This is a genomic window from Protaetiibacter sp. SSC-01 (assembly GCF_014483895.1).
GTDB lineage: Bacteria > Actinomycetota > Actinomycetes > Actinomycetales > Microbacteriaceae > Homoserinibacter.
The window spans coordinates 2,262,306-2,285,851 of the sequence record NZ_CP059987.1; the positions used below are offsets into that span (position 1 = coordinate 2,262,306).

Annotated in this window: 21 protein-coding genes and 1 tRNA gene; 8 read left to right on the forward strand and 14 right to left on the reverse strand. The window is 71.7% G+C overall.

Going from position 1 to position 23,546, the window contains the following annotated elements; all coding sequences use genetic code 11:
* Positions 1-79: 79 nt before the first annotated feature.
* The 4 genes from H4J02_RS10720 to H4J02_RS10735 form a co-directional block, all read right to left on the reverse strand.
* Entirely contained in the window at positions 80-1,168 is a 1,089-nt protein-coding gene (locus H4J02_RS10720) for a hypothetical protein (protein WP_187674568.1), read from the reverse strand.
* 344 nt (positions 1,169-1,512) lie between these two features.
* Positions 1,513-1,584 (reverse strand) — tRNA-Gln (locus tag H4J02_RS10725).
* A 227-nt stretch (positions 1,585-1,811) separates the two neighbouring features.
* Positions 1,812-3,317, reverse strand: coding sequence for a glutamate--tRNA ligase (gene gltX, locus H4J02_RS10730; RefSeq protein WP_187674569.1), 1,506 nt, complete (start codon positions 3,315-3,317; stop codon positions 1,812-1,814).
* A gap of 42 nt (positions 3,318-3,359) precedes the next feature.
* Positions 3,360-4,232, reverse strand: coding sequence for an EamA family transporter (locus H4J02_RS10735; protein ID WP_187674570.1), 873 nt, complete (start codon positions 4,230-4,232; stop codon positions 3,360-3,362).
* A gap of 101 nt (positions 4,233-4,333) precedes the next feature.
* Between H4J02_RS10735 and H4J02_RS10740 the strand changes: the two genes are divergently transcribed.
* Positions 4,334-4,756 (forward strand): pyridoxamine 5'-phosphate oxidase family protein, encoded by a 423-nt coding sequence (locus tag H4J02_RS10740; protein ID WP_187674571.1) that lies wholly within the window; start codon positions 4,334-4,336, stop codon positions 4,754-4,756.
* Positions 4,757-4,778: 22 nt separating this feature from the next.
* Here the strand turns inward: H4J02_RS10740 and H4J02_RS10745 are convergent, their stop codons facing one another.
* The 3 genes from H4J02_RS10745 to H4J02_RS10755 all read right to left on the reverse strand — a co-directional run bounded on the left by H4J02_RS10745 (position 4,779) and on the right by H4J02_RS10755 (position 7,791).
* Positions 4,779-5,546 carry a DarT ssDNA thymidine ADP-ribosyltransferase family protein gene (locus H4J02_RS10745; RefSeq protein ID WP_187674572.1) on the reverse strand — a complete coding sequence of 256 codons (768 nt, stop codon included), beginning with the start codon at positions 5,544-5,546 and terminating at the stop codon, positions 4,779-4,781.
* A 105-nt stretch (positions 5,547-5,651) separates the two neighbouring features.
* Positions 5,652-7,271, reverse strand: a complete 1,620-nt coding sequence (locus tag H4J02_RS10750) for a M28 family metallopeptidase (RefSeq protein WP_187674573.1) — start codon at positions 7,269-7,271, stop codon at positions 5,652-5,654.
* A 142-nt stretch (positions 7,272-7,413) separates the two neighbouring features.
* Complete coding sequence (locus tag H4J02_RS10755; protein ID WP_187674574.1) at positions 7,414-7,791, reverse strand: DUF5997 family protein; 378 nt, start codon at positions 7,789-7,791, stop codon at positions 7,414-7,416.
* A gap of 23 nt (positions 7,792-7,814) precedes the next feature.
* On the opposite strand from H4J02_RS10755, the gene H4J02_RS10760 reads away from it, so the two are divergent.
* Positions 7,815-8,345: a LysR substrate-binding domain-containing protein gene (locus H4J02_RS10760; protein WP_187674575.1), complete on the forward strand. Its 531-nt coding sequence runs from the start codon at positions 7,815-7,817 to the stop codon at positions 8,343-8,345.
* Between the two features lie 236 nt (positions 8,346-8,581).
* Here H4J02_RS10760 and araA read toward each other — a convergent pair whose 3' ends face one another.
* The 4 genes from araA to H4J02_RS10780 all read right to left on the reverse strand — a co-directional run bounded on the left by araA (position 8,582) and on the right by H4J02_RS10780 (position 13,465).
* Positions 8,582-10,090: an L-arabinose isomerase gene (gene araA / locus H4J02_RS10765; protein WP_187676550.1), complete on the reverse strand. Its 1,509-nt coding sequence runs from the start codon at positions 10,088-10,090 to the stop codon at positions 8,582-8,584.
* A gap of 8 nt (positions 10,091-10,098) precedes the next feature.
* Positions 10,099-10,800 (reverse strand): L-ribulose-5-phosphate 4-epimerase, encoded by a 702-nt coding sequence (locus tag H4J02_RS10770; RefSeq protein WP_187674576.1) that lies wholly within the window; start codon positions 10,798-10,800, stop codon positions 10,099-10,101.
* Positions 10,797-12,365, reverse strand: coding sequence for a xylulokinase (locus H4J02_RS10775; protein ID WP_187674577.1), 1,569 nt, complete (start codon positions 12,363-12,365; stop codon positions 10,797-10,799). The genes H4J02_RS10770 and H4J02_RS10775 overlap by 4 nt, the downstream gene beginning before the upstream one ends.
* A gap of 113 nt (positions 12,366-12,478) precedes the next feature.
* On the reverse strand, positions 12,479-13,465 hold the full coding sequence (locus H4J02_RS10780) for a LacI family DNA-binding transcriptional regulator (protein WP_187674578.1): 987 nt from the start codon (positions 13,463-13,465) through the stop codon (positions 12,479-12,481).
* Positions 13,466-13,767: 302 nt separating this feature from the next.
* Here H4J02_RS10780 and H4J02_RS10785 point away from each other — a divergent pair, with 302 nt between their 5' ends.
* The 6 genes from H4J02_RS10785 (at position 13,768) to H4J02_RS10810 (ending at position 21,063) form a co-directional block, all read left to right on the forward strand.
* The gene (locus H4J02_RS10785) at positions 13,768-14,742 is read left to right on the forward strand and encodes an ABC transporter substrate-binding protein (RefSeq protein WP_187674579.1); all 975 of its coding nucleotides are present in this window, start codon (positions 13,768-13,770) and stop codon (positions 14,740-14,742) included.
* Positions 14,743-14,847: 105 nt separating this feature from the next.
* Entirely contained in the window at positions 14,848-16,431 is a 1,584-nt protein-coding gene (locus H4J02_RS10790) for a sugar ABC transporter ATP-binding protein (protein WP_187674580.1), read from the forward strand.
* A complete protein-coding gene (locus H4J02_RS10795) occupies positions 16,428-17,456 on the forward strand; it encodes an ABC transporter permease (RefSeq protein ID WP_187674581.1) in 1,029 nt (342 codons plus the stop codon). Before H4J02_RS10790 ends, H4J02_RS10795 begins: the two co-directional genes overlap by 4 nt.
* Positions 17,453-18,472: an ABC transporter permease subunit gene (locus tag H4J02_RS10800; RefSeq protein WP_187674582.1), complete on the forward strand. Its 1,020-nt coding sequence runs from the start codon at positions 17,453-17,455 to the stop codon at positions 18,470-18,472. The genes H4J02_RS10795 and H4J02_RS10800 overlap by 4 nt, the downstream gene beginning before the upstream one ends.
* Before the next feature lie 52 nt (positions 18,473-18,524).
* Positions 18,525-20,042, forward strand: coding sequence for a sugar ABC transporter ATP-binding protein (locus H4J02_RS10805; protein WP_187674583.1), 1,518 nt, complete (start codon positions 18,525-18,527; stop codon positions 20,040-20,042).
* Positions 20,043-20,049: 7 nt separating this feature from the next.
* Entirely contained in the window at positions 20,050-21,063 is a 1,014-nt protein-coding gene (locus tag H4J02_RS10810; protein ID WP_187674584.1) for a LacI family DNA-binding transcriptional regulator, read from the forward strand.
* A gap of 18 nt (positions 21,064-21,081) precedes the next feature.
* Here H4J02_RS10810 and H4J02_RS10815 read toward each other — a convergent pair whose 3' ends face one another.
* The 3 genes from H4J02_RS10815 to H4J02_RS10825 are packed head-to-tail and all read right to left on the reverse strand — an operon-like array spanning position 21,082 to position 23,505.
* Complete coding sequence (locus H4J02_RS10815; protein ID WP_187674585.1) at positions 21,082-21,420, reverse strand: hypothetical protein; 339 nt, start codon at positions 21,418-21,420, stop codon at positions 21,082-21,084.
* A gap of 46 nt (positions 21,421-21,466) precedes the next feature.
* On the reverse strand, positions 21,467-22,726 hold the full coding sequence (locus H4J02_RS10820) for an MFS transporter (RefSeq protein WP_262406049.1): 1,260 nt from the start codon (positions 22,724-22,726) through the stop codon (positions 21,467-21,469).
* Positions 22,723-23,505 (reverse strand): fumarylacetoacetate hydrolase family protein, encoded by a 783-nt coding sequence (locus H4J02_RS10825; RefSeq protein ID WP_187674586.1) that lies wholly within the window; start codon positions 23,503-23,505, stop codon positions 22,723-22,725. The genes H4J02_RS10820 and H4J02_RS10825 overlap by 4 nt, the downstream gene beginning before the upstream one ends.
* Positions 23,506-23,546 lie beyond the last annotated feature (41 nt).

The following is a 23,546-nucleotide window of genomic DNA, read 5'->3' on the forward strand; positions in this document are numbered from 1 at the left end:
ATGGCTCGACCCTACTCGCGCAGACGACGACGGCCCCCGCCCGTGCGAGACGAGCGGGGGCCGAGGCGTTCGTGTGGGATCAGCTGATCAGCACGTGGATCTCGTTGCCCCAGATCGAGCTGATGCGCAGCACCGAGCCGGGCGTCGCATCCGCCGGCACCTCGAACACGAGGTTGACGTCGGCGGTCTCGCCGGTCGCGAGCTCATCGGCGTCGTAGATGTTGCCGGGGTAATCGGCGTAGCTGACGTCGTAGACGTCCATTCCGGAGGTCAGCAGCTCGGTGTAGAGCATGTAGGGCAGGTCGGTGTCCTCGCCGAGGTAGGTGACCGTCATCGGCACGACGATGTAGACGTTGCCCGGCTGGGGCTGCTCGTTGTACTCGTCGGCCGCGAGCACGTCGGCGGTCGCGTCGAGGTTCGGCGCGCCCACGACGACCTGCCACTGGTCGGCCCCGCTGTAGTCGGAGAAGGTGACGGTGTCGCCGACGGCCGCGGGGTTGTTGATGCCGCCGAGCGCGTCCGGGTCGTCGTCGCTGCCCGTGCCGTAGTCCTCCTCGGGGTCGGTGATGACCGGGTCGTCGTCCCAGGTGAAGTCGTCGACGGTGTTCGAGTAGCTCGTGATGAACAGGAGCATGACGACGCTGATGGCCGCCGTGAGCAGCAGCGAGACGCCGGAGACGATCGTGCCGGCGATCGCGAGGCCCTTGCCCTTGTTCTTCGCGAGGAGGCCCACGATTCCGAGCACGACGCCGACGAGGGCGAGCAGCACGAAGAAGAACCCGACGTAGGGGATCCATCCGACGGTGATGCCGAACAGGAACGCGACGCCGCCGAGGATGAGCGAAACGAGGCCCATGACGTTGAAACGCGAGGGGCCCGCGGGGGCGCCGGTCGCGTAGGCCGGGGTGGCCGCGTAGGCGGGGGTTCCGGATGCGGTGGGCGCGGCGCCGGGGGCGGCGTACGGGTTCGCGGGCGTCGCCGCGTAGGGGTTCGCGGGCGCGGCGTACGGGTTGGTCGGCTGCGCGGCCGCGGGCGCGGCGGGCGGCACTGGCGCGGCGGGGGCCGCGTACGGGTTGGCGGGCTGCTCGGCGGCGGGCGCCACGGGTGGCACCGGCGCGGCGGGGGCCGAGCTCGGCACCGTCGTCGACGGCGGAGCGTAGGGGTTCACCGGTTCGGGGGCGGCGAACGGCTCGGCGGGGGGCCTGCCCCGCGACGGGCTCGGGGTCGCATCCGGCTGCGCGGCATCCGCGGCGGGGCGGCATCCGCGGCGGGTGCGGCATCCGGCGCGGCGGGTGCGGGCGGCACGGGCGGCACGTCGGCGGACGGTGCAGGGGGGATCGGGGGGATCTGGTCGTCGCCGGCGGCGCCGGGCTGCTGCGAATCGGACACGAGCACGAGTCTGCCGTGTCGCGGGCCGTGCCGCGAACGGGGCACGCGGGGAGTTCTCCCCGTCTCGCGGCAGCGCGCCCCGAGGACGACAAAACCCCCGCCGGAGCGGGGGTTCTTCGAAAGCTGGGGTACCTGGACTCGAACCAAGAACAACTGAACCAGAATCAGCCGTGTTGCCAATTACACCATACCCCACCGGTCCGGCCAGGGGCCGGGCGGTGCTGCTCGGGCGAACCCGAACCGACTAGACACTTTACCCTACGGATGAGGGGGGTCCGAACCGGGGGCGGTGGTCTCGAGACGCGTCCGCTGCGCGGGCGCTCCTCGACCACCTGGGGTTGGCGCGAGCTCCTCGAGACCCTGGGTTGCGAACAAGCTGGTCGAGGAGCGCCGCGCAGCGACGCGTCTCGAGACCCCCGGCGCTACAGGGCCTGGCGGAAGCGCTCGAGACGCGCGAGCGTCGACTCCTTGCCGAGGATCTCCATCGACTCGAAGAGCGGCGGGCTGATGCGGCGCCCCGAGATGGCCGTGCGCAGCGGGCCGAACGCCGTGCGGGGCTTGAGGCCGGGGCCGCCCTCCTCGACGGGCGTCAGGAGCGCCGCACGCAGCGCCTCCTCGATCTCGACGCGGCCGAACTCCGTGAGCTGCTCGAGGGCCGCCTCCGACGCGTCGAGCACGAGGCGCGCCTCGTCGGCGTCCTTCGGCATCGCGTCGTGCTCGAACTCGAGCTCGTCGTCGGGCGTGAAGAGGAATGCGAGCATGCCGCGCGCCTCCCCCAGCACCGTCACGCGCTCCTGGATGAGCGGCGCCGCCTCGCGCAGGATCGCGCGGTCGCGCTCCGTGGGCGGGTCTGCGAGGTAGCCCTCGAGGTAGGGCACAATGCGCTCCTCGAAGTCGGCGCCGTCGAGCATCCGGATGTGGTCGCCGTTGATCGCGTCGGCCTTCTTCTGGTCGAAGCGGGCCGGGTTCGGGTTGACGTCGCGGATGTCGAACGCGGCCACGAACTCGTCCTGCGTGAAGACGTCGCGGTCGGGCCCGATCGACCAGCCGAGGAGCGCGAGGTAGTTGAGCAGGCCCTCGGGGATGAACCCGCGCTCGCGGTGGTGGAAGAGACTCGACTCGGGGTCGCGCTTGCTGAGCTTCTTCGAGCCCTCGCCGTAGACGAGCGGCATGTGCGCGTACTGCGGGATGAAGTCGGTCACGCCGAGCTCGATGAGCGCGAGGTAGAGCGCGATCTGGCGTGGGGTCGACGACAGGATGTCCTCGCCGCGGAACACGTGCGTGACGCCCATGAGCGCGTCGTCGACGGGGTTCACGAAGGTGTAGAGCGGGGCGCCGTTGGGGCGCACGACGACGAAGTCGGTGAAGCTGCCCGCGGGGAAGGTGATCTCGCCGCGGATGAGGTCGTGGAAGGTGAGGTCGGTGTCGGGCACGCGCAGGCGCAGGCTCGGCTTGCGACCCTCGGCGCGGAACGCCTCCCGCTGCTCCTCGGTCAGTTCGCGCTCGAAGTTGTCGTAGCCCTGGCGCGGGTCGCGGCCGGCGGCGACGTTGCGGGCCTCCATCTCCTCCGGGGTCACGAACGACTCGTAGAGGTGGCCCGAGGCCTTCAGGCGCTCGATGAGCTCGAGGTAGATCTCGGTGCGCTGCGACTGCCGGTACGGCCCGTGCGGGCCGCCCTTCTCGACGCCCTCGTCCCAGTCGATGCCGAGCCAGGTGAGCGCGTCGATGAGCTGCAGGTAGCTCTCCTCGGAGTCGCGCGCGGCATCCGTGTCCTCGACGCGGAACACGAGCTTGCCGCCCGTGTGGCGGGCGTAGGCCCAGTTGAAGAGGGCGGTGCGCACCATCCCGACGTGGGGGGTGCCGGTGGGCGAGGGGCAGAACCGCACGCGCACATCCGCGCCGGTCGCCGTGGAGAAGGGGAGCGACATCCCCTCGATCCTACCGGCGGCGGCGCGGGACGGATGCGGGCGTCAGCCCCACGCGAGGGCGGCGGATGCGGCGAGCGCGAGCGCCACGCCGACCACCTGCACGGGGGTGAGCCGCTCGCGCAGCACCGTGAGCGCGAGCAGCACGGTGCCGAGGGGGTAGAGGGATGCGAGCACGCCCATGATCGCGAGCTCGCCCTGGTGCAGACCCCACACGAGCAGCACGTTGGCGACGGCCATGAGGAGGCCCGCCGCGAGCGCGAACAGCAGGCCCGGATGCCGCGCCTCGACGGGCGGTGCGGCGGCCCCGCCCCACCACGAGTCGCCTCGCACGAGCCGCAGCACGGCGAGCACGACCGCGAAGAGCGCGGCGCCCCCGACGAGGTCGACGAGCAGGGGTGCGTACTCCGATTCGGGCGGCGTCCACTCCATGATCACGTTGTAGCCGCCGAAGCCGACGCCCGACGCGAGGGCGAGCACCACGGCGCGCGTGCCGACGCGACCGCCCTGGCGCTCGCGCGTGACGCCGAGCAGCACCGCGGCGACGACGAGCGCGCCGAGGGCGACGTAGCCGAGCGGGCTGAACCGCTCCCCCTGCAGGATGCCGCCGACCGCGGGGATGAGGGCCGCGACGGCGGCCGTCGTCGGCGAGATGACGCTCATCGGACCGATAGCGAGGGCCGCGTAGAACGCCCAGATCGCGACCGCGCCCGCGAGGCCCGCCGCGAGACCGAGCCACACGGCCTCCGCCGACCACACGGAGCCGACCGCGAGCGTGAGCACGGCGACCGGCACCGCCGCCGCCCCGAAGCTCACGAAGCTCACGAGCAGCGGCGAGACGCGACGCGACCCGAGGCCCCCGAAGAAGTCCGAGACGCCGTAGACGACCGCGCTCGCGAGGCCGACGAGCACGATCATGCGTTCATTCAATCGGATGCCGGCCGCCGGGCCGAACGTCCCTGTCGACGCGCAGCATCCGGGAGGACGATGGGTGCGAGGCACGGACGAAGGAGGACGCCATGACCGACGTGATGAACCCGGTGGAGGTGCTCGACGAGCGCGAATGCTGGGAGCTGCTGGAGCTGGCCCCGATGGGCCGCATCGCCCTCGCCGCCGCCGGCGAGCTCGACATCTTCCCCATCAACTTCGCGGTGCACGACGGTGCGCTGTGGTTCCGCACGGCACCCGGCACGAAGCTCGTCGAGCTCACGGTGAACCCCGAGGTCGCCCTCGAGATCGACGGATGGGACGAGGGCGAGGCGTTCAGCGTCGTCGTGAAGGGCGAGGCCGAGCGGATCGAGCACGGGCAGCAGCTCGACGAGGCAGAACGCCTGCCGCTCGCGCCGTGGGTGCCGACGCTCAAGTACCGCTGGGTACGCATCCGCCCCACCCACGTGACGGGCCGCCGCTTCCGCCGCGGGCCCGAGCCCGAGCGGTTCTGAGGCGAGCGCCCGCCCGCCGTCGTCAGTCGATGGCAGCGGTGAACGCGGGCGGGTAGACCGCGATGCGCGGCGGGGTGAGCCCCGCATCCGTGAACAGCTCGCGCACGCGGTCGCGCACGCGCTCGTTCGCGACCGTGATCGCGGCGACCGCCGAGAGCGGCACGGGGCCGGCGGCGAGCAGCTCCGCGTCGCGGAAGTCGGGGTCGGTCGCGTGCAGGCGGCGGAGGGCCTGCGTGCCCGCCTCGACACCCGCCGAGAAGCGCGTCGCCACGGCGGCCGCGTCGCCGTCGGCGAAGACGACGTCGTCGCCGAGCGCGTCGACCGGCACCGCGAGGATCACGAAGTCGGTGTGCTTGGCGGTGCGCGCCGCATCCGACCAGTGGGCGCCCTCGGCGCCCTCGCGCAGCTCCTGCCAGCGCGTCGAGTCGGGCGAGATCGCGAACGACACGAAGGATGCGACGCTGCGCCCGTCGGGCACCGTCGCGGTCTCGCGCAGCTCGCGCGTCGTCGCCGAGCTCACGTCGACGTCGGGCTCGGCGCCCGCGCGCAGCTCGCCGTCGAGCGCGATCGACTCGAGCGTGCGGATGTGGGTGACGTGGTGCACGCGGCGCCCGGGCAGCTTGAGCGAGGCGGGGGCACCGGATGCGGCGGGCGTGCGGAGTGTCGGCGCACGGCCCGTCGAGGTGCGCGTCGCGGCCGGCCGAGGCGCGGCCTTGGGCGCCGGTGCGGGCGTCCGCGGGAAGCAGACATCGCAGAGACCTTCGTCGAAACCGTGAATGCACTCCGCCACCCCTCCACGCTACGTCACGCGGGAGGGGTGGCGGCACGGCGGCCGCCGACCGGGTGACGGGGGGTTGGGTGTCACCCGGTCGGCGGTGGTTCAGCTCACCTCAGCTCAGTGCCTGCCGCCGTGACCGTTGGAGCCGTGGAAGCCGCGGCCGTCCCAGCCGTGACCCTTCTTCCACTTGTCCCACTTGCCGTGGTCGTGGTGACGCCACTTGTGCGTCTTCACGTCGCCGGAGGTGTGCACGGCGTGGGCGATGGCATCCGCCATCTCCTCGAGCACGACCGCGTCGACGTTCGCCGTCGTGTCGCACGCCTGGTGGTAGCACGGGTCGTACGGCTCGCCGGCGGTGCCGCCGAAGATCGCGGCCTGCTCCTCCGTCTTGATGCCCTCGGCGCCCGTGAAGAGGCCGCCCGCGGGGATGCCCGCGTCGATGAATGCGAAGTAGTCGCTGCGTCCGTCGAACGCGGTCGGCGCCGTGGCGAGGCCCTGCGAGGCGAAGTAGTCGGTGAACAGCTTCTCGATCTCCGCCGAGCCGTCGGGGCCCGCCTCGCCGAACGCGTCGCCGTCGCCGTCATAGACGAACCGCACGGGGTTGACCGAGCCGACCATGTCGAAGTTGAGGTTGAGAGCGGTGTTCGCCACCTGCTCCTCGCTCAGCTGCGAGACGTAGTAGTCCGAGCCCTGCAGGCCGTCCTCCTCGCCCGACCACCACGCGAACACGAGCTGGTTGGCGGGCTTCGACTTCGTCACGGCGAGCTTGAGCGCGACCTCGAGGATCGACGCCGAGCCGGTGCCGTTGTCGTTGATGCCGGGGCCCTCGGCGACCGAGTCGAGGTGGGCGCCCACGACGACCTGCTTGGTCGGGTCACCCTTCTTGCTCTTCGCGATGAGGTTGAAGGTGTCGATCGTGACCTGGGTCGTCTCGAGCACGATGCGCGCCGTCGGAGCGTCGGCGAGGGCGAACGCCTCGCCGATCTCGAAGCTCGTGCCGATCACGGGGATCGCCGTGCCGAGCTCGTTGAGCGTGCCGAACACGACGCCGAAGCGGTCGTCGCCCTCGACCTCGTTGCCCTGGTTGAACACGATGACGGCGGATGCGCCCGCGGCCTCCGCATTCGCGGCCTTCGTCGCGAAGTCGCACGTGCCGCGCTGGATGAGCGCGATGTCGCCCGCGGTGAACTCGGCGAAGTCCTCGGCCTCGCAGCCGGAGGTCGTGGCCCGGTCGCCCTCGAGGTTGATGTCGACCGGCGTGACCACGGCATCCTCGACGGCGCCCTCGCCCGAGTAGTCCATGGGATAGAACTGGTCCTCGAGCACGTAGTCGGTGGGCGTCGGCGCGAGCTGCGAGAACTCGGCGCGGTCGATGTCGACGCGCTCGTAGCTGAACGGCTGCCGCTCGGTCTGGTACCCCGCGAGCTTGAGCAGCTTCTCGATGTAGGCGGCCGAGGCCTCGTGGCCGGGCGTGCCTGCCGCGCGGTTGCCGCCGTTGGCATCCGCGATCTTCTGCAGCTGGTCGAGATGGAACTGGATCGACTTCGCGCTGACGGCCTTCCGCAGCGTCGCGGAGCTGTTCTTGTCGTCGCCGTTGCCGTGGCCCGGGCCGTGCCCGTGCCCTCCCCCGTGGCCGGGCCATCCGCCCGCCGTCGCCGGTGATGCGAGCCCGACGGCGAGGATCGCCCCCGTCAGGATTCCGGTAGCCGTCAGGATGCGGCTCTTCCGAGTTCTCACGTGTTCCCCTTCCCACGTCGCCGCCCGCGAGTCGGACGGCACGGTCAGGTTCGAACGTACCCCCCGTTCGGGGGTAGACAGCATGAGAATGTCCTCACGCGGATGCGGCGGGCCGCGGGATGTGCGGGTCGCCCGGGTCGCGTCAGCCCTGCGAGGCCTTGCGCGCGCGGGACCGCTCGTCGTGCAACCACTGCGGCGGGTCGGCGAGCAGTGCCTGGATCTCGGAGCTCGTCATGGCATCCGCGACCCCCGCCCGGGCGAGGCCCGAGTTGGTGATGCCGAGGCGGCGCGACACCTCGGAGCGCGGATGCGGCCCCTCGGTGCGCAGGGTGCGCAGCCACTCGGGCGGGTCGGTCTGCAGGGCGGCGAGCTCGTCGCGCGAGTGCTGCGCGTCGCGGAACTCGGCGGGGGCGGCGGGCAGGTAGATGCCGAGCTTCTTGGCCGCGGTCTGCGCCGAGAGGTACTGCGCCTTGGGAGGCTTGGGCTGCTGGCGGCGGTCTTCGCGCGGCTCGTCGGTCATGTTCCGAGGGTAGCCTCGTGAGCGTGTCCGGTCCCTTCGTCGTCGCCTTCGTGCCGGGCGCGACCCCGGGCAAGTGGGAGCGGGTCTGGCGAGACCGGATGCCGCGCAGCCCGCTCGAGCTGCGTCCGCTGCCTCAGGACGAGGCGCTCTCGGCGCTGCGCGACGGCTCGGCGCACATGGCGCTGCTGCGCGACGTGACGGCTGACGACGAGCTGCACGCCATCCCGCTCTACCGCGAGCGGCCCGTCGTGGTCGCGCCCAAGGACCACCCCGTGGCGGCGTTCGACGAGCTCGCGCTCGCCGACCTCGACGGCGAGACGATCCTCGAGGGTCAGGGCGCCGACACGGTCGAGCTCGTCGCCGCGAACGTCGGTCTCGCGCTCATGCCCATGTCGGTCGCCCGCGCCCACTCGCGCCGCGACGTCATCGCGCGCCCCGTGACGGATGCGCCCGACTCCGGCATCGCCCTCGTCTGGCCGCGCGCCCTCGACGACTCCCGCACGGATGTGTTCATCGGCATCGTGCGCGGCCGCACGCAGAACTCCTCCCGCTGACCTCCGCTTCCGCTGTTGTGCAGGAGCCTGCTGTTGTGCAGGAGATCGCGGTTATGCAGGAACGCGCCGCTGTTGTGCAGGAGTTCGGCGCGTGAGCCCTGCTGTTCCGGGGATCCGGACGCGGTAGGCGCGCCGGATCCTGCACAACGGGGATCTCCTGCACAACAGCGATCTCCTGCACAACAGCACCAGGGCGGGGGCGGCCGCCCCCGGGCGCGGCGCGGCGCGACCGCTGACTACAGCGCCTGGTTCAGGCGGTAGTACGCGGCGTTCGCCCGCGCCTGGTCCTCGAACGAGCGGATGGTCGTGGTCTCGTCGATCACGAGGAGCTCGACGCCCGCGATGCGCGCGAAGTCCTCCCACGCCTCGATGCCGACCTGGTTCGTCATGACCGTGTGGTGCGCGGCTCCCGCGATGAGCCACGACGTCGCGCTCGTGCGGAAGTCGGGCGCCGGCTTCCAGACCGCACGGCCGACAGGGAGCTTCGGCAGCGACTGCGGCGGCTCGACGTTCTGCACGGCGTTCGCCACGAGGCGGAAGCGCTCGCGCTGGTCGCTGAGCGCGACGACGACGGCGGGGCCCGCATCCGCTGTGAAGACGAGGCGCACGGGGTCGTCCTTGCCGCCGATGCCGAGCGGGTGGATCTCGAGGCTCGCCTTCTTCGAGCTGAGCGACGGCGACACCTCCAGCATGTGGGCGCCCAGGATGAGCTCCTCGCCCGGCGTCATGTCGTAGGTGTAGTCCTCCATGAGGCTCGCGCCGCCGGCGAGGCCCGCGCCCATGACGGCGGCGATGCGCACCAGCACGGCCGTCTTCCAGTCGCCCTCGGCGCCGAAGCCGTAGCCGTCGGCCATGAGGCGCTGCACGGCGAGACCGGGCAGCTGCTTGAGGTCGCCGAGGTCCTCGAAGGTGTCGGTGAACGCGGTCGCGCCGACCTCCTCGAGGATCGAGCGGATGCCGAGCTCGGTCGCGGCGCCGTAGCGCAGCGACTCGTGGCGCTCGCCGCCCGGCAGCAGCTCGGGCGCGACGTCGTACTCGTCGAGGTAGACCTGCACGAGGGCGTCGATGTCGGCGTCCGTCTGGGCGTCGACGCGCGCGACGAGCTCGTTCACGCCCCACGTGTTGACACTCACGCCGAGGCGGATCTCGGCCTCGGTCTTGTCGCCCTCGGTGACGGCGACGTTGCGCATGTTGTCGCCGAAGCGCGCCACGCGCATCCCCTGCGACGCGTTCCAGCCGGCGGCGGCGCGCGTCCAGGTGCCGATCGCGGCGGTCACGGCGGGGTCGGATCCGTGCCCCACGACGGTCTTCCGGGGCACCGACATGCGCGTGAGGATGTAGCCGTGCTCGCGGTCGCCGTGCGCCGCCTGGTTGAGGTTCATGAAGTCGAAGTCGATCTCCGACCACGGGAGCGCGACGTTCGCCTGCGTGTGCAGGTGCAGGAGCGGCTTCTGCAGCGCGTCGAAGCCGTGGATCCACATCTTCGACGGGCTGAAGGTGTGCATCCACGTGATGACGCCGATGACCGAGTCGTCGGAGTTCGCGTCGATCATGGCGCGGCGGATGGCGTCGGAGCTCTTGAGCACCGGCTTCCACTCGATCGTCACGGGGATGTCGGCGGCATCCGAGAGCAGGCGCACGACCTCCTGCGACTGCTCGGCGACCTGGCGGAGGGTCTCCTCGCCGTAGAGGTCCTGGCTGCCGGTCAGGAACCAGACCGTGTAGCTCTTGAGGTCGGGGACGATGCTGCGGCTCACTGGAGTTCTCCCTGGGGCTTCTGCCCATAGACGTTCTGGTAGCGGTCGAAGAGGGCGTCGATCTTGTCCTGCGGGATCGGGATCGGGTCACCCAGCTGGCGTGCGATGTGGATGGTGCGCGCGACGTCCTCGCACATGACGGCGGCCTTGACGGCGTCCTTCGCATCCGTGCCGATCGTGAAGACGCCGTGGTTCTGCATGAGCACGGCGCGCGAGCGGTGCCCCTCGAGGGTCGCGACGATGCCGCGGCCGATCGAGTCGTCGCCGATGATCGCGAACGGCCCGACGGGGATCTCGCCGCCGAACTCGTCGGCCATGCCCGTGATGACGCACGGGATGGCCTCGCCGCGCGCGGCCCACGCCGTCGCGTAGGTCGAGTGGGTGTGCACGACGCCGCCGACGTGCGGCATGTTGCGGTACACGTAGGCGTGCGCCGCGGTGTCGCTCGAGGGGCTGCGCTCGGAGCCGGGCGTGCCGGGCACGACGTTGCCGTCGAGGTCGCACAGGATCATGTTGCCGGGTGCGAGCTCGTCGTAGCTCACCCCGCTCGGCTTGATGACGAAGAGCTCGGCGCCCGGCACACGGCCCGAGATGTTGCCGCCCGTCCAGATGACGAGCCCGTAGCGCGTGAGCTCGGAGTGCAGCGCGGCGACCTGCTCGCGCGTGGCCTGGATCGCGGCGTCGAGGGCGTCGGTCATGCCCGGTCTCCTTCGGTGAGGGATGCGATGGCGGCGTGCTCGATCGCGAGCCCCGCCTGCCAGGCGTCGAGGTAGGCGGCGTAGTCGGCGACCTCGGATGCGTCGGGCGCGACCGTCGTGACCGCGGCATCCGCGAACACGGCCCCGTCGAGCCAGTCGGGCAGCGAGCGGGTCTCGCCGCCCGCGACGGCGTGGCGGTACGCGGCGAGCAGGGCGATGCCCCACGCGCCGCCCTCGCTCGCGGTCTCGCCGACGGCGACGGGCGCGTCGAGCGCGGCGGCGAGCGCGCGCTGCGCCACACCGCCCGTGCGGAAGAGCCCGCCGTGGGCGACCACGGTGTCGAGTGCGACGTCCTGCGCGGAGAGCTCGCGCATCCCGATCGTGAGCGCGGCGAACACCGAGAACAGTTGGGCGCGGCCGAGCGCGGCGAGGCTCAGGCGCGAGCCGGGCGTGCGCACGACGAGCGGGCGGCCCTCCTGCGTGCCGACGATGGGCTCGCCCGAGAGCAGGTTGTACGCGTAGACGCCCTCGCCCTTCGCGTCGAGCGCGCCGCCGAGCAGGGCGGCGAAGATCTCGTCGGAGCTCGCGGTGGCGCCGATCGCGGCGGCGAACTCCTGCAGCACGCCGGCCCACGCGCCGAGCTCGCTCGAGCCGTTGTTGCAGTGCACCATCGCGACGGGGCTGCCGTCGGGGGTCGTGACGACGTCGATGTCGGGGCTCGGCTCGGCGAGCGCGCCCTCGAGCACGACCATCGCGAAGATGCTCGTGCCGGCGGAGACGTTGGCGGTGCGCGGGCGCACGGCGTTCGTGGCGACCATGCCCGTGCCGGCGTCACCCTCGGGCGGTGCGACGGGGATTCCGGGCTGCAGCGCGCCGCTCGCGTCGAGCAGGGCCGCGCCTTCGACGGTGAGCTCGCCGGCATCCGCTCCCGCGGGGAGCACCTCGGGCAGCAGCTCGGCGGCCCGGAACGGCGCGCCGGCCGCGGCAAGGCGCTCCTGCGCGATGCCGAGCAGGCGGGCGTCGTAGTCGCCGGTTGCGGGGTCGATGGGGAACATGCCGGATGCGTCGCCGACGCCGAGCACGTCCCGGCCGGTGAGCAGGCGGTGCACGTAGCCGGCGAGCGTCGTGATGCTCGCGATGCGCGATACGTGCGGCTCGCGGTCGAGCACCGCCTGGTGCAGGTGGGCGATCGACCAGCGCAGCGGGATGTTGGCCCCGAGCGCGTCCGACAGCTCGGCGGCCGCGGGGCCCGTGTTGGTGTTGCGCCACGTGCGGAACGGCACGAGCAGCTCGCCTGCCGCGTCGAACGCGAGGTAGCCGTGCATCATCGCCGAGACGCCGATCGCGTCGAAGGTCGCGGGAGCCTCGCCGAGGTTCGCGACGAGGTCGGCGTAGGCGGCGCGCAGGCCCGCGTGCACCTCGTCGAGCGAGTAGGTCCAGAGCCCGTCCTCGAGGCGGTTCTCCCACGCGTGGGAGCCGGTGGCGATCGTCTCGCCGCCCTCGCCCACGAGGCAGGCCTTGATACGCGTCGAGCCGAGCTCGATCCCGAGATACCTCGCGGTCATGGGTGTCGCGGCCTCCTCGCCGGTCGGGGTCTGGTGCTGGTGTTGCGGATGCTGATGTTCACGTTAACGAACCCTTCGATGCTAGTCCACTGCTCCGCGCATCCGGGCCGCGCTCAGCCTCCCCGCGGGCGCGCCGTCGAGGCGCGCACGACGAGCCGCGGCGGGATCACCGCGGATGCCGACGTGGGCGCGGCGTCGTCGGATGCGGGGGCGAGTTGCGCGAGGAGCGCCTCGACGGCGCGGCGGCCGATGAGGGCGAAGTCCTGGTGCACGGTCGTGAGCGCGGGGCGCACGAAGGGCGCCTCGGGCACGTCGTCGAAGCCGACGACCGAGACGTGCTCGGGCGCGGGGCGACCGGCGTCGGCGAGCGCCGCCATGAGCCCGATCGCCATCTGGTCGTTGGCGGCGACGACGGCGGTCGTCGCTGGGTCGAGCGCGGATGCCGCCGCGAACCCGGATGCCGCGCTCCAGTCGCCCGCGAGCTCCCCGCCCGGCTCGAGGCCGGCATCCGCCATCGCCGCGAGGAACCCGGCCCGCCGCGCGCTCGCCTCGAGGTAGCCCTCGGGCCCCGCGAGGTGCTGGATGCGGCGGTGCCCGATCCCCACGAGGTGCTCGGTCGCGAGCCGTGCGCCCGCCGCCTGGTCGACGCCGATGCCGCCCGGCCGGTCGGGGGCCTGCAGCGTCACGAGGGGCACGCGGATGTCGAGGTCGCGGATGGCGGCGAGCACCGTCTCGTGGGGGGCGATCACGACGAGCGCCTCGACGGCCTGGTCGACGAGGAACTCGAGGGCGGCGACGGTCGCATCGTGCTCGACGGCCGCAGCCGTGACGAGCGGGTGGTAGCCGTGCTCGCGGGCGGCGGACTCGACCGCGAGGACGCTCGACGCGGGTCCGTGCTGGGCGACCTCGGGCGAGAGCACGCCGATCGCGCTCGTGCGGCTCGTGACGAGGGCGCGCGCGGCGAGGTTGCGGCGGTAGCCGAGCTCGGCGATCGCCGCGAGCACCCGCTCGCGCGTCTCGGGCCGGATCGACGGGTAGTCGTTGAGCACGCGCGACACCGTGATGTGGCTCACGCCCGCGAGCGCCGCCACGTCGTGCATGCTCGGGTTCCTCGGTCGCGGTGCCACGGAGGTCAGGCTAGCGCCGCGACCGCGTCCGCCCGGCCGTGGGAAATGTGAAGGCTCACGGGAACGCTCACAGGAAATGCGGTTCCCGAGCGACCTACACTCCCGTAACTACGGGCTCGTTACCGAAATGTTACCGACGAATGCTTGCCTCCCGATGAATTGTGAAGGCTAACATTCGACGCAACGGCCACCCCCAGCGGCCGTCGACGCCAAGAGGCACCACCACCCGGGCACCCCGGCACCGAAGCCGGTCCCCCAGAACGAGGAGGTTCTGTATGAAGAAGATCCTGGCGAGCGTGGCCCTCGTGGGAGCAGCGGCTCTCGCGATGACGGGCTGCGCCACCGACGCCGGCAACGGCGGCAACGGAGGCGGCGGAGACGGCGACCTCATCACGGTCGGCTTCGCCCAGACCGGCTCCGAGTCGGGCTGGCGCTCGGCCAACACCGAGTCGCTCAAGGAGGCGCTGTCGGAGGAGAACGGCTTCAAGCTCGTCTTCAACGCGGCCGACAACAAGCAGGAGGCCCAGATCGCGGCCGTCCGCAGCTTCATCAACCAGGGCGTCGACGCGATCGTCATCGCGCCCATCACGGTCGACGGCTGGGACGACGTGCTCACCGAGGCGAAGGACGCCGGCATCCCGGTGATCCTCGAGGACCGCACCGTCTCGGCGAGCGAGGACCTCTACGCCAGCTGGGTGGGTCTCGACTTCGAGAAGGAGGGCGAGCTCGCCGGTCAGTGGGCTGTCGAGAACGCCGACGGCTCCAACCTGGTGATCCTCGAGGGCACGACGGGATCCTCCGCCGCGCTCGACCGCGCCACGGGCTTCGCGAAGGCGACCGAGGGTTCGAGCATCAAGGTGCTCGACTCGCAGACCGGAGACTTCACGCGCGACGGCGGCAAGAAGGTCATGGAGGGCTTCCTGCAGAAGTACGGCAGCGAGATCAACCTGCTCTTCGCGCACAACGACGACATGGGCCTCGGCGCCCTCGACGCGATCGAGGCCGCGGGTCTCGTGCCCGGCGTGGACATCAAGATCATCACGATCGACGCGGTGCACGACGGCATGCAGGCGCTCGCCGACGGCAAGTTCAACTACATCGTCGAGTGCAACCCGTTGCTGGGCGAGAAGGTCGCCGAGCTCGTGAAGAAGGTCGTCGCGGGCGAGTCCGTCGAGAAGCGCGAGATCGTCGAGGACCAGACCTTCACGCAGGAGCAGGCGAAGGAGGTCCTGCCCACGCGTCCCTACTGATCGGACGCGCACGCAGAGATCCATCCGTCCGCAGGGGACCGGGGCGCACCGGTCCCCTGCGGAACCCCCTGAGCCCCCGACTGCCCTGACACGAGCGAGGAAGCCATGCCCACCCCCACCGACGCCCGGCCCGCCGAGGCCCCGCCGATCGTCGAGCTGCGCGGCATCACGATCGAGTTCCCCGGCGTGAAGGCCCTCGACCGGGTCGACCTCACTCTCCGCGGCGGCGAGGTGCACACCCTCATGGGCGAGAACGGCGCCGGCAAGTCGACGCTCATCAAGGCGCTGACGGGCGTCTACGCGATCGACGGCGGCACCATCACGGTCGCGGGCGAGCCGCGCGAGTTCCGCGGCACCGCCGACGCTCAGGCCGCCGGCATCTCGACCGTGTACCAGGAGGTCAACCTCTGCACGAACCTCTCGGTCGGCGAGAACGTCATGCTGGGCCACGAGGTGCGCGGCCCCCTCGGCATCGACTGGAAGGCCACGCACCGCGAGGCCACCCGCCACCTCGGCAACCTCGGCCTGCGACTCGACACGCGCTCGATGCTCGCGACGCACTCGATCGCCGTGCAGCAGCTCGTCGCGATCAGCCGGGCGATGGTCACCGACTCGCGCGTGCTCGTGCTCGACGAGCCCACCTCGAGCCTCGACCGCGGCGAGGTCGAGCAGCTCTTCGGCGTCATCCGGGGCCTCAAGGAGCGCGGTGTCGCGATCCTCTTCGTCACCCACTTCCTCGACCAGGTGTACGAGATCTCCGACCGCATCACGGTGCTGCGCAACGGCGCGCTCGTGGGCGAGTACCCGGTCATGGAGCTCCCCCGCCACGAGCTCATCTCGAAGATGATCGGCCGCGAGCTCGACGAGCTCGACGCGATCTCCCGCAGCGCCGACCGCGCGATCGACCGCGCGGGCGACCCCGTCATCGACGCGGAGGGTCTCGGCCGCAAGGGCGTGCTCGACCCCGCCGACATCTCCGTCTACGACGGCGAGGTCGTCGGCATCGCGGGCCTCCTCGGCTCGGGCCGCACCGAGCTCGTGCGTCTGCTGACGGGAGCCGACCGAGCGGATGCGGGCCGCATCCGGGTGCGCGGGCGAGCGACGCGCATCACCTCGCCCCGCCACGCGATCGACCACCGCATCGCGTTCTCCTCCGAGGACCGCCGGGCCGAGGGCATCATCGGCGACCTCACGGTCGCGGAGAACATCGTGCTCGGCATCCAGGCGAAGCGCGGCGCGCTGCGGAAGCTGCGCAGGAGCGAGCAGGATGCGGTGGTCGCCGAGTACATGCAGGCGCTCGGCGTGCGCCCTGCGAACCCGCACGCCCTCATCCGCAACCTGTCGGGCGGCAACCAGCAGAAGGTGCTGCTCGCCCGCTGGCTCGCCACGGCCCCGCAGCTCATCGTGCTCGACGAGCCGACGCGCGGCATCGACGTGGGCGCGAAGGCCGACATCCAGCGCAAGGTCGCCGAGCTCAGCGAGCAGGGTCTCGCCGTCGTGTTCATCTCCTCGGAGCTCGAGGAGGTCATCCGCATCGCCCAGCGCATCGTCGTGATGCGCGACCGTCGTAAGATCGGCGAACTGACCTCGCACGACATCGGAGTCGACGACCTGGTCGCCTTCATCGCCGACGAGGCAGCGCAGCCCGAGCGCCCCCTGCAGCCCGAGAGCCCGGAGACCGTGGCATGAAGAAGATCCTGACCCACCGGCTCGTGCTGCCGATCGCGGCGCTCGTGGCCCTCATCGTCATCAACACGGTCGCGCGACCGAGCTTCATCAGCGTGACGGTGCGCAACGAGCAGCTGTACGGGCCGCTCATCGACATCCTGCGCAACAGCGCCCCGCTCATGCTCGTGTCGCTCGGCATGATGATCGTCATCGCGACGCGCGGCATCGACCTCTCGGTCGGCGCGATCATGGCGGTGTCGGGAGCGGTCGCGCTCACGATCATCGACGACTCGGCGACGCCGAACGAGCTCGGCACGGTGCTCGTCGCGATCGCGATCGCCGTCGTCATCGGCCTGCTGCTCGGCGTGTGGAACGGGTTCCTCGTCGCGGTCGTCGGGGTGCAGCCCATCATCGCGACGCTCGTGCTCATGCTCGCGGGGCGCGGCGTCGCCCTGCTCGTGACGGGCGGCTTCATCACGACCATCAACTCGGCTCCCTACAAGTTCATGGCGCAGGGCTACGTCATCGGCCTGCCGTTCGCGTTCTTCGTCTCGGTCGCCGCCGTGACCCTCGTCGCGCTCATCGAGCGTCGCACCGCCCTCGGGGTGCTCACCGAGGCCGTCGGCATCAACCCGGAGGCGAGCCGCCTCGCGGGCGTGCGCTCGCGCGGCATCGTGTGGGGCGCCTACGCGGCGAGCGGTCTGCTCGCGGGCTTCGCCGGCATCCTGTACAGCTCCAACACGATGGCGGCCGACTCGAACGCCGCGGGCCTCTACATCGAGCTCTACGCGATCCTCGCGGTCGTGCTCGGCGGCACCTCGCTCATGGGCGGCAAGTTCACGGTCGCGGGCACCGTCATCGGCGTCTTCACGATCGAGACGCTGCGCTCGACGATCCTCTTCCTCGGGGTGCCGTCTGCGGTCGCGCCGCTGTTCCTCGCCGTCGCGGTCGTGGTCGTCGTGCTCATCCAGTCGCCGCGCGTGCGCGGCATCGTCACCCGAACGGCGCAGGGAATGCGCGGCAGCAAGACGGAGGTCGCCCGATGACAAGCACCCTCGCCCCCGCCGAGAAGACGGATGCGCTCGGCATGCTCCGGCGCTTCCTCAGCCGCCGCGCGTCCTGGGTGCCGGTGTTCGCGGCGCTCGCGCTGCTCATCATCATCTTCATCGCGGCGCAGGCCTACTTCGGCAACTTCCTCACGCCGCGCGTCATCTCGGCGCTCCTGCTCGACAACGCGTACCTCTTCATCCTCGCCGTCGGCATGACGTTCGTGATCCTCACCGGCGGCATCGACCTCTCGGTCGGCGCGGTCATGGCGTTCACGGGGATGTTCGGGGCGAGCCTCCTGCGCGACGGCGTGCCCTCGGGGGTCGTCGTGCCGACCATGCTGCTGCTCGGCGCGACCTTCGGGCTCGTGATCGGCATCCTCGTGCAGTACTTCGACGTGCAGCCCTTCATCGCCTCGCTCGCGGCGATGTTCGCGGCGCGCGGCCTCGCCTTCATGGTGAGCCTCGACTCGATCCGCGTCGAGACGCCCGAGATCCTGTGGCTGCAGTCGACGCGCCTGCAGGGCGCCCCCGGCAGCTTCTACATCACGCCGACGGGCATCATCGCGCTGCTCGTCGTGCTCGTCGCGGCGCTCGTGCTCGCCTTCACGCGCTTCGGCCGCACGATCTACGCGGTCGGCGGCAACGAGCAGTCGGCGCGCCTCATGGGCCTCCCCGTCGTGCGCACGAAGCTGCTCGCCTACGTCGTGAGCGGCGTGTGCGCGGGCCTCGCGGGCGTCGTCTTCACGGCCTACACGGGCGCGTCGTATCCGCTCAACGGCATGGGCACCGAGCTCGACACGATCGCCGCGGTCGTCATCGGCGGCACGCTGCTCACGGGCGGCTCCGGATTCGTCGTCGGCTCGATGATCGGCGTGCTCGTCTACGGCACCATCAAGACCGCCATCTCGTTCATGGGCGCCGACCAGTCGTGGACCCGCATCTCGGTCGGGCTCCTGCTGCTGCTCTTCGTCGTCGTGCAGCGTGTCATCGTCGCCCGCTCCGACCGCCGCTGACACGCACGCCCGGAGGCGCGGGAGGGCGCCGCATCCGGGCATGATGATGCCTATGGTCGATTCGACCCCGCCCGTCGTCGAGGTGCGGGGAGCCACGGTGCGCTTCCCCGCGGAGCTCGCGCTCGACCGCGTCGACTTCCGGATGTTCCCGGGCGAGGTGCACTCGCTCATGGGCGAGAACGGCGCGGGCAAGTCGACGCTCATCAAGGCGCTCACGGGTGCGCTGCCGCTCGACGCCGGCACGATCCACCTCGAGGGGCGCCACGTGCGGTTCTCGACCCCGCACGACGCGCTCGAGGCGGGCATCTCGACCGTGTACCAGGAGATCGACCTGCTGCCGAACCTCACGGTCGCCGAGAACATCTGGCTGGGGCGCGAGCCGCGGCGCCTCGGCGTCATCGACTGGAAGCGGATGCGCGCCGACGCCCGCGCGGTGCTCGAGGACCTGGGGCTCGACATCGACCCCGCCTCGCTGCTCGGCACCCACTCGCTGGCGGTGCAGCAGCTCGTCGCGATCGCGCGCGCCATCCGCGCCGAGGTCAAGGTGCTCGTGCTGGACGAGCCCACCTCGAGCCTCGACCTCGACGAGGTCGCCGAGCTGTTCCGCGTCATCCGCGAACTCAAGCAGCGCGGGGTCGCCATCCTCTTCGTGTCGCACTTCCTCGACCAGGTGTACGAGATCTGCGACCGCGTGACGGTGCTGCGCGGCGGACGCCTCGTGGGCGAGTACCTCACCCGCGAGCTGCTGCGCATCGACCTCGTGCAGAAGATGCTCGGCCGCGGCTCGGGCGAGCTCGTGACACGTCAGCGCAGCGATCCGCCGACAGGCGAGCTCACCGCGCCCTACCTGAGCGCGCGCGGCGTCGACGCCGCGGGCATCACGGGTGTCGACGTCGACCTCGTCGAGGGCGAGGTGCTCGGCGTCGCGGGTCTGCTCGGCTCGGGACGCACCGAGCTCGCGCGCGCCCTCACGGGGGTCGACGGCATCAGCTCGGGCGTCATCCGCGTCGCCGGCACGGGCGAGCACCCGCACGGGCCGCGTCAGGCGATCTCGCTCGGCGTCGTGTACTCCTCCGAGAACCGCCGCAGCGACGGCATCATCAGCGAGCTCTCGGTGCGCGAGAACATCACGCTCGCGCTCCAGGCGCAGCAGGGCGTGCTGCGGCGCCTCCCCGCGTCGCGGGAGCGCGAGCTCGCGGCCAGCTGGATCGACGCCCTCGACATCCGTCCCGCCGACCCGGAGCGCCCCGCCGGCACGCTCTCGGGCGGCAACCAGCAGAAGGTGCTGCTCGCTCGGCTGCTCGCGCTCGCCCCGCGCGTGCTCGTGCTCGACGAGCCGACGCGCGGCATCGACGTCGGCGCGAAGGTCGAGATCCAGAACCTCGTCACGGAGCTCGCCGACAACGGCCTCTCGGTCATGTTCATCTCGGCCGAGCTCGAGGAGGTGCTGCGGGTCTCCGACCGCGTGCTCGTCATGCGCGGGGGCGAGCTCGTGTCGAGCCACGCCGCCGACAGCCTCACCGTCGACTCGCTCCTCGCCCTCGTCGCGCGACCGGACGACGAGGGGTGAGCGCCGCGTGAGCCAGGACGACAAGGGCGCGCGCGCCGCCAACATCTTCGACGTCGCACGCCTCGCGGGGGTGTCGCACCAGACGGTCTCGCGCGTGCTCAACGACCTGCCGAACGTGCGCCCCGCGACGCGCGCCCGCGTGGAGCAGGCGATCGCCCAGCTGCGCTACAGCCCCTCCCCCGCGGCCCGCGCGCTCGTCACGCGCCGCACGCGAACGATCGGTCTCGTGTCGCCGGGGGTCTCCGACTACGGCCCCAGCTCGATCGCGATGCACTTCAACTTCGCGGCCCGCGCCGCCCGTTACAACGTCGAGACGGTGAGCTCGCTCGACGACGACCCGAGCGCCGTGCGGCAGGTCGTCGAGTCGCTCCTGCGGCAGCGCGTCGACGCGATCGTGCTCATCGTCGTCGACATCGCCGTGCTCGAGGTCGTGCGCGGCCTCGACCTGTCGATCCCCGTCGTGGCGGTCGCCGCATCCCCGCGCCCGAACCCCCTCATCGTCTCGATCGACCAGTACCGCGGCGCCCGCAGCGCCGTGCGCCACCTGGCCGAGCTCGGGCACACGCGCATCCTGCACCTCGCAGGGCCGCCGAGCAATCCGGATGCCATCGAGCGCGAGCGGGGATGGCGCGACGAGCTCGTCGCCCGCCGTCTCGACGTGATCGCGCCGCCGCACGGCGACTGGTCGGCCGAGAGCGGGCACCGGCTCGGACCGGAGCTCGGCGTCGAGGCGGGCGACGCCGTGTTCGTGAGCAACGACCACATGGCGATCGGCCTCATGTCGTCGCTGCGCGAGCGCGGCCTCCGGGTGCCCGAGGATGTGAGCGTCGTCGGTTTCGACGACGTGCCCGAGGCGGGCTACCTCTACCCGCCGCTCACGACTGTGCGGCAGGACTTCGCGACCCTCGGCGAGCTCGTCATGCAGAAGGTGCTGCTCGCCGTCGAGGACCCCGACACGGTCACCGAGGACACCCCGCTGCCGACGAAGCTCGTCGTGCGGAAGTCGACGCGCGAGGCCTGAGCCCCGACCCGGGTGGCGTCAACCGAGCGACTGCGCGGCGCGCTCCGCGACGAGCACGACCGCGAAGAGGGCGACGAACGCGATCGCGAGCATGTCGATCGCGAGGAGCCCGAGACGCAGACGTCCGGGAGGCGTCGCGAAGCGCACGATCACCATGCACGCGTAGAGCACGCCCACGACGATCGCCGCGGTGCCCGCGACGCCGACGGGCGGCATCTTGAGCACGGCCATCGGCACGAGCACGCCGAGGGCGATGACGGCCAGGAGACCGCCGAGGATCAGCCACGAGCGACCCTGCGAGGTCGTGAGCGCCGGCTGATCCCGCATGCGCGTCGGATCATCGGGAGGCTGCGCCATGCTTCCAGCCTGCCCCCACGCGCCTGGACGCTTGCCGGAAATCCGCTCAACTCGGTGTGAGGCGCCGGGCCATGCGCGCGACGACAGCGCCGAGCACGATCGCCGCGAGCGACGTCGCCGCGAGGGCCAGACCGCCGTAGCCGAGCTGCGCGAGCACGAGGCCCGCGGCCGCGCCGCCGATCGCACCCGCGGCCGACATGAGCAGGTCGGCTCGCCCCTGGATGCGCGCGCGGCCCACGACGTCGACCGACTCCGTGATGAGGGTCGAGCCCGCGACGCTCGCGGCACTCCAGCCGAGACCGATCGTGAAGAGACCGACCGCGACCCACACCTCCGACTCCGCGCCGACCGAGAGCAGCAGGAGCGCGCCGAGCAGCAGCACCTGGCCGATCGCGATCGTGGCCTCGCGGCCCAGCCGGTCGGCGAGCACGCCCCACAGCGGCGAGAAGGCGTACATGCCGAGCACGTGCAGGCTGATCGTGATGCCCACGAGCTCGAGCCCCGCGCCGTGGTTCACGAGGTGCACGGGCGTCATCGCCATGATCGCGACCATCGTCGCGTGGCTGAGCGAGGTCGCGATCATCCCCGTCGCGACGCCGTTGGCATCCGCCTGCCGCGGTGCGGCCTCCGGCGACGCCGGGCGCTCGAGGCCGATGCGCGTCGCGAGGCGCAGGGGATCGGGGCGCAGCCACACGAGGTACACGACGACCGCAGCGCCCTGCGCGACGACCGTGAAGAGGTAGACGCCCGAAAGCGGAGGCAGCCCCAGGAACTGGCCCACGGCATCCCCGGGCCCGATGAGGTTCGGTCCGAGCACCGCGCCGACCGTCGTCGACCACACGACGACCGACAGGTCGCGGCCGCGGCGATGCGGCTCCGAGAGGTCGGTGGCCGCGAAGCGCGCCTGCAGGTTGACGGCCGTGCCGACGCCGAGCATGACGACGCCCGCGAGCAGCAGGAGCGTCCAGCCGAGCACCGCGGCGACGATCCCCACGACGGCGCCGAGGGCCGCCACGAGGGCGCCCGTCGCGAGAGCGGGCGCGCGGCCCCGGCGGGTGGCGAGCGTCGCGAGCGGCACCGCGGCGATGGCGGCGCCGATCGTCGACATCGTCGCCGCCATGCCCGAGAGCGCCTCCGACCCGGAGACCGCCGCGATGAGCAGCGCACCGGCCGACATCGTCGAGCCCATGCCGATTCCCGCGAGCACCTGCCCCGCGATGATCGCGGCGCGGCTGCGACGACGCACCCGCGCGATCTCGGCCTCGTCGAGCGGGACCGGGGCGCCTGCCGGCACCGCCTCGGTCACGCCGACGGCTCGTCGCGCGAGAGGGCGGGGTTGCTGAGCGTGCCGATCCCCTCGATCTCGATGTCGACCTGCTGGCCGTGGAGGAAGCCGCCGAGTCCCGACGGGGTGCCCGTCATGATGATGTCGCCCGGCAGGAGCGTCCACACGTCGGAGATGTACGCGATGAGCTCGGGGAGCTTGTGGATCATGTCGCGCGTGTTGCCCTGACGGCGCGGCTCGCCGTCCACCCACGTGCGGATCTCGAGCCCCTCGGGGTCGAGCTCGGTCTCGATCCACGGGCCGATCGGGGCGAAGGTGTCGTAGCCCTTCGCGCGGGCCCACTGGCCGTCGGCGAACATCTGGTCGCGCGCCGACACGTCGTTGCCGATCGTGTAGCCGAAGACGTAGTCGGCCCAGTCCTCCGCGCGCACCTGCTTCGCGACGCGTCCGATGACGGCCACGAGCTCGCCCTCGTGCGTGATGCGGCCCTCGACGGGCGGGATGCGGATGGGGTCGCCAGGTCCGACGATCGCCGTGTTGGGCTTGAGGAAGATGAGGGGGTTCTCGGGGGCGTCGACGTTCGCCATGTCCTTGCGGTGCTCGGCGTAGTTGAGGCCGACGCACACGACCTTCGAGCGCGGGATGACGGGCGCGAGCAGGCGGGCCTCGGCGAGCGGCACGCGCTCCCCCGTGGGCTGGAAGCCGGCGAACATGGGGTCGCCCGCGAGGACGACCAGATCGTCGTCGTCGACGATGCCGAACCGCGGGTCGCCACCGGTGCTGAAACGTGCGACTCTCACCCTCCGAGCCTAGTCGCCCCCGCATGCCGGAATACTTGACC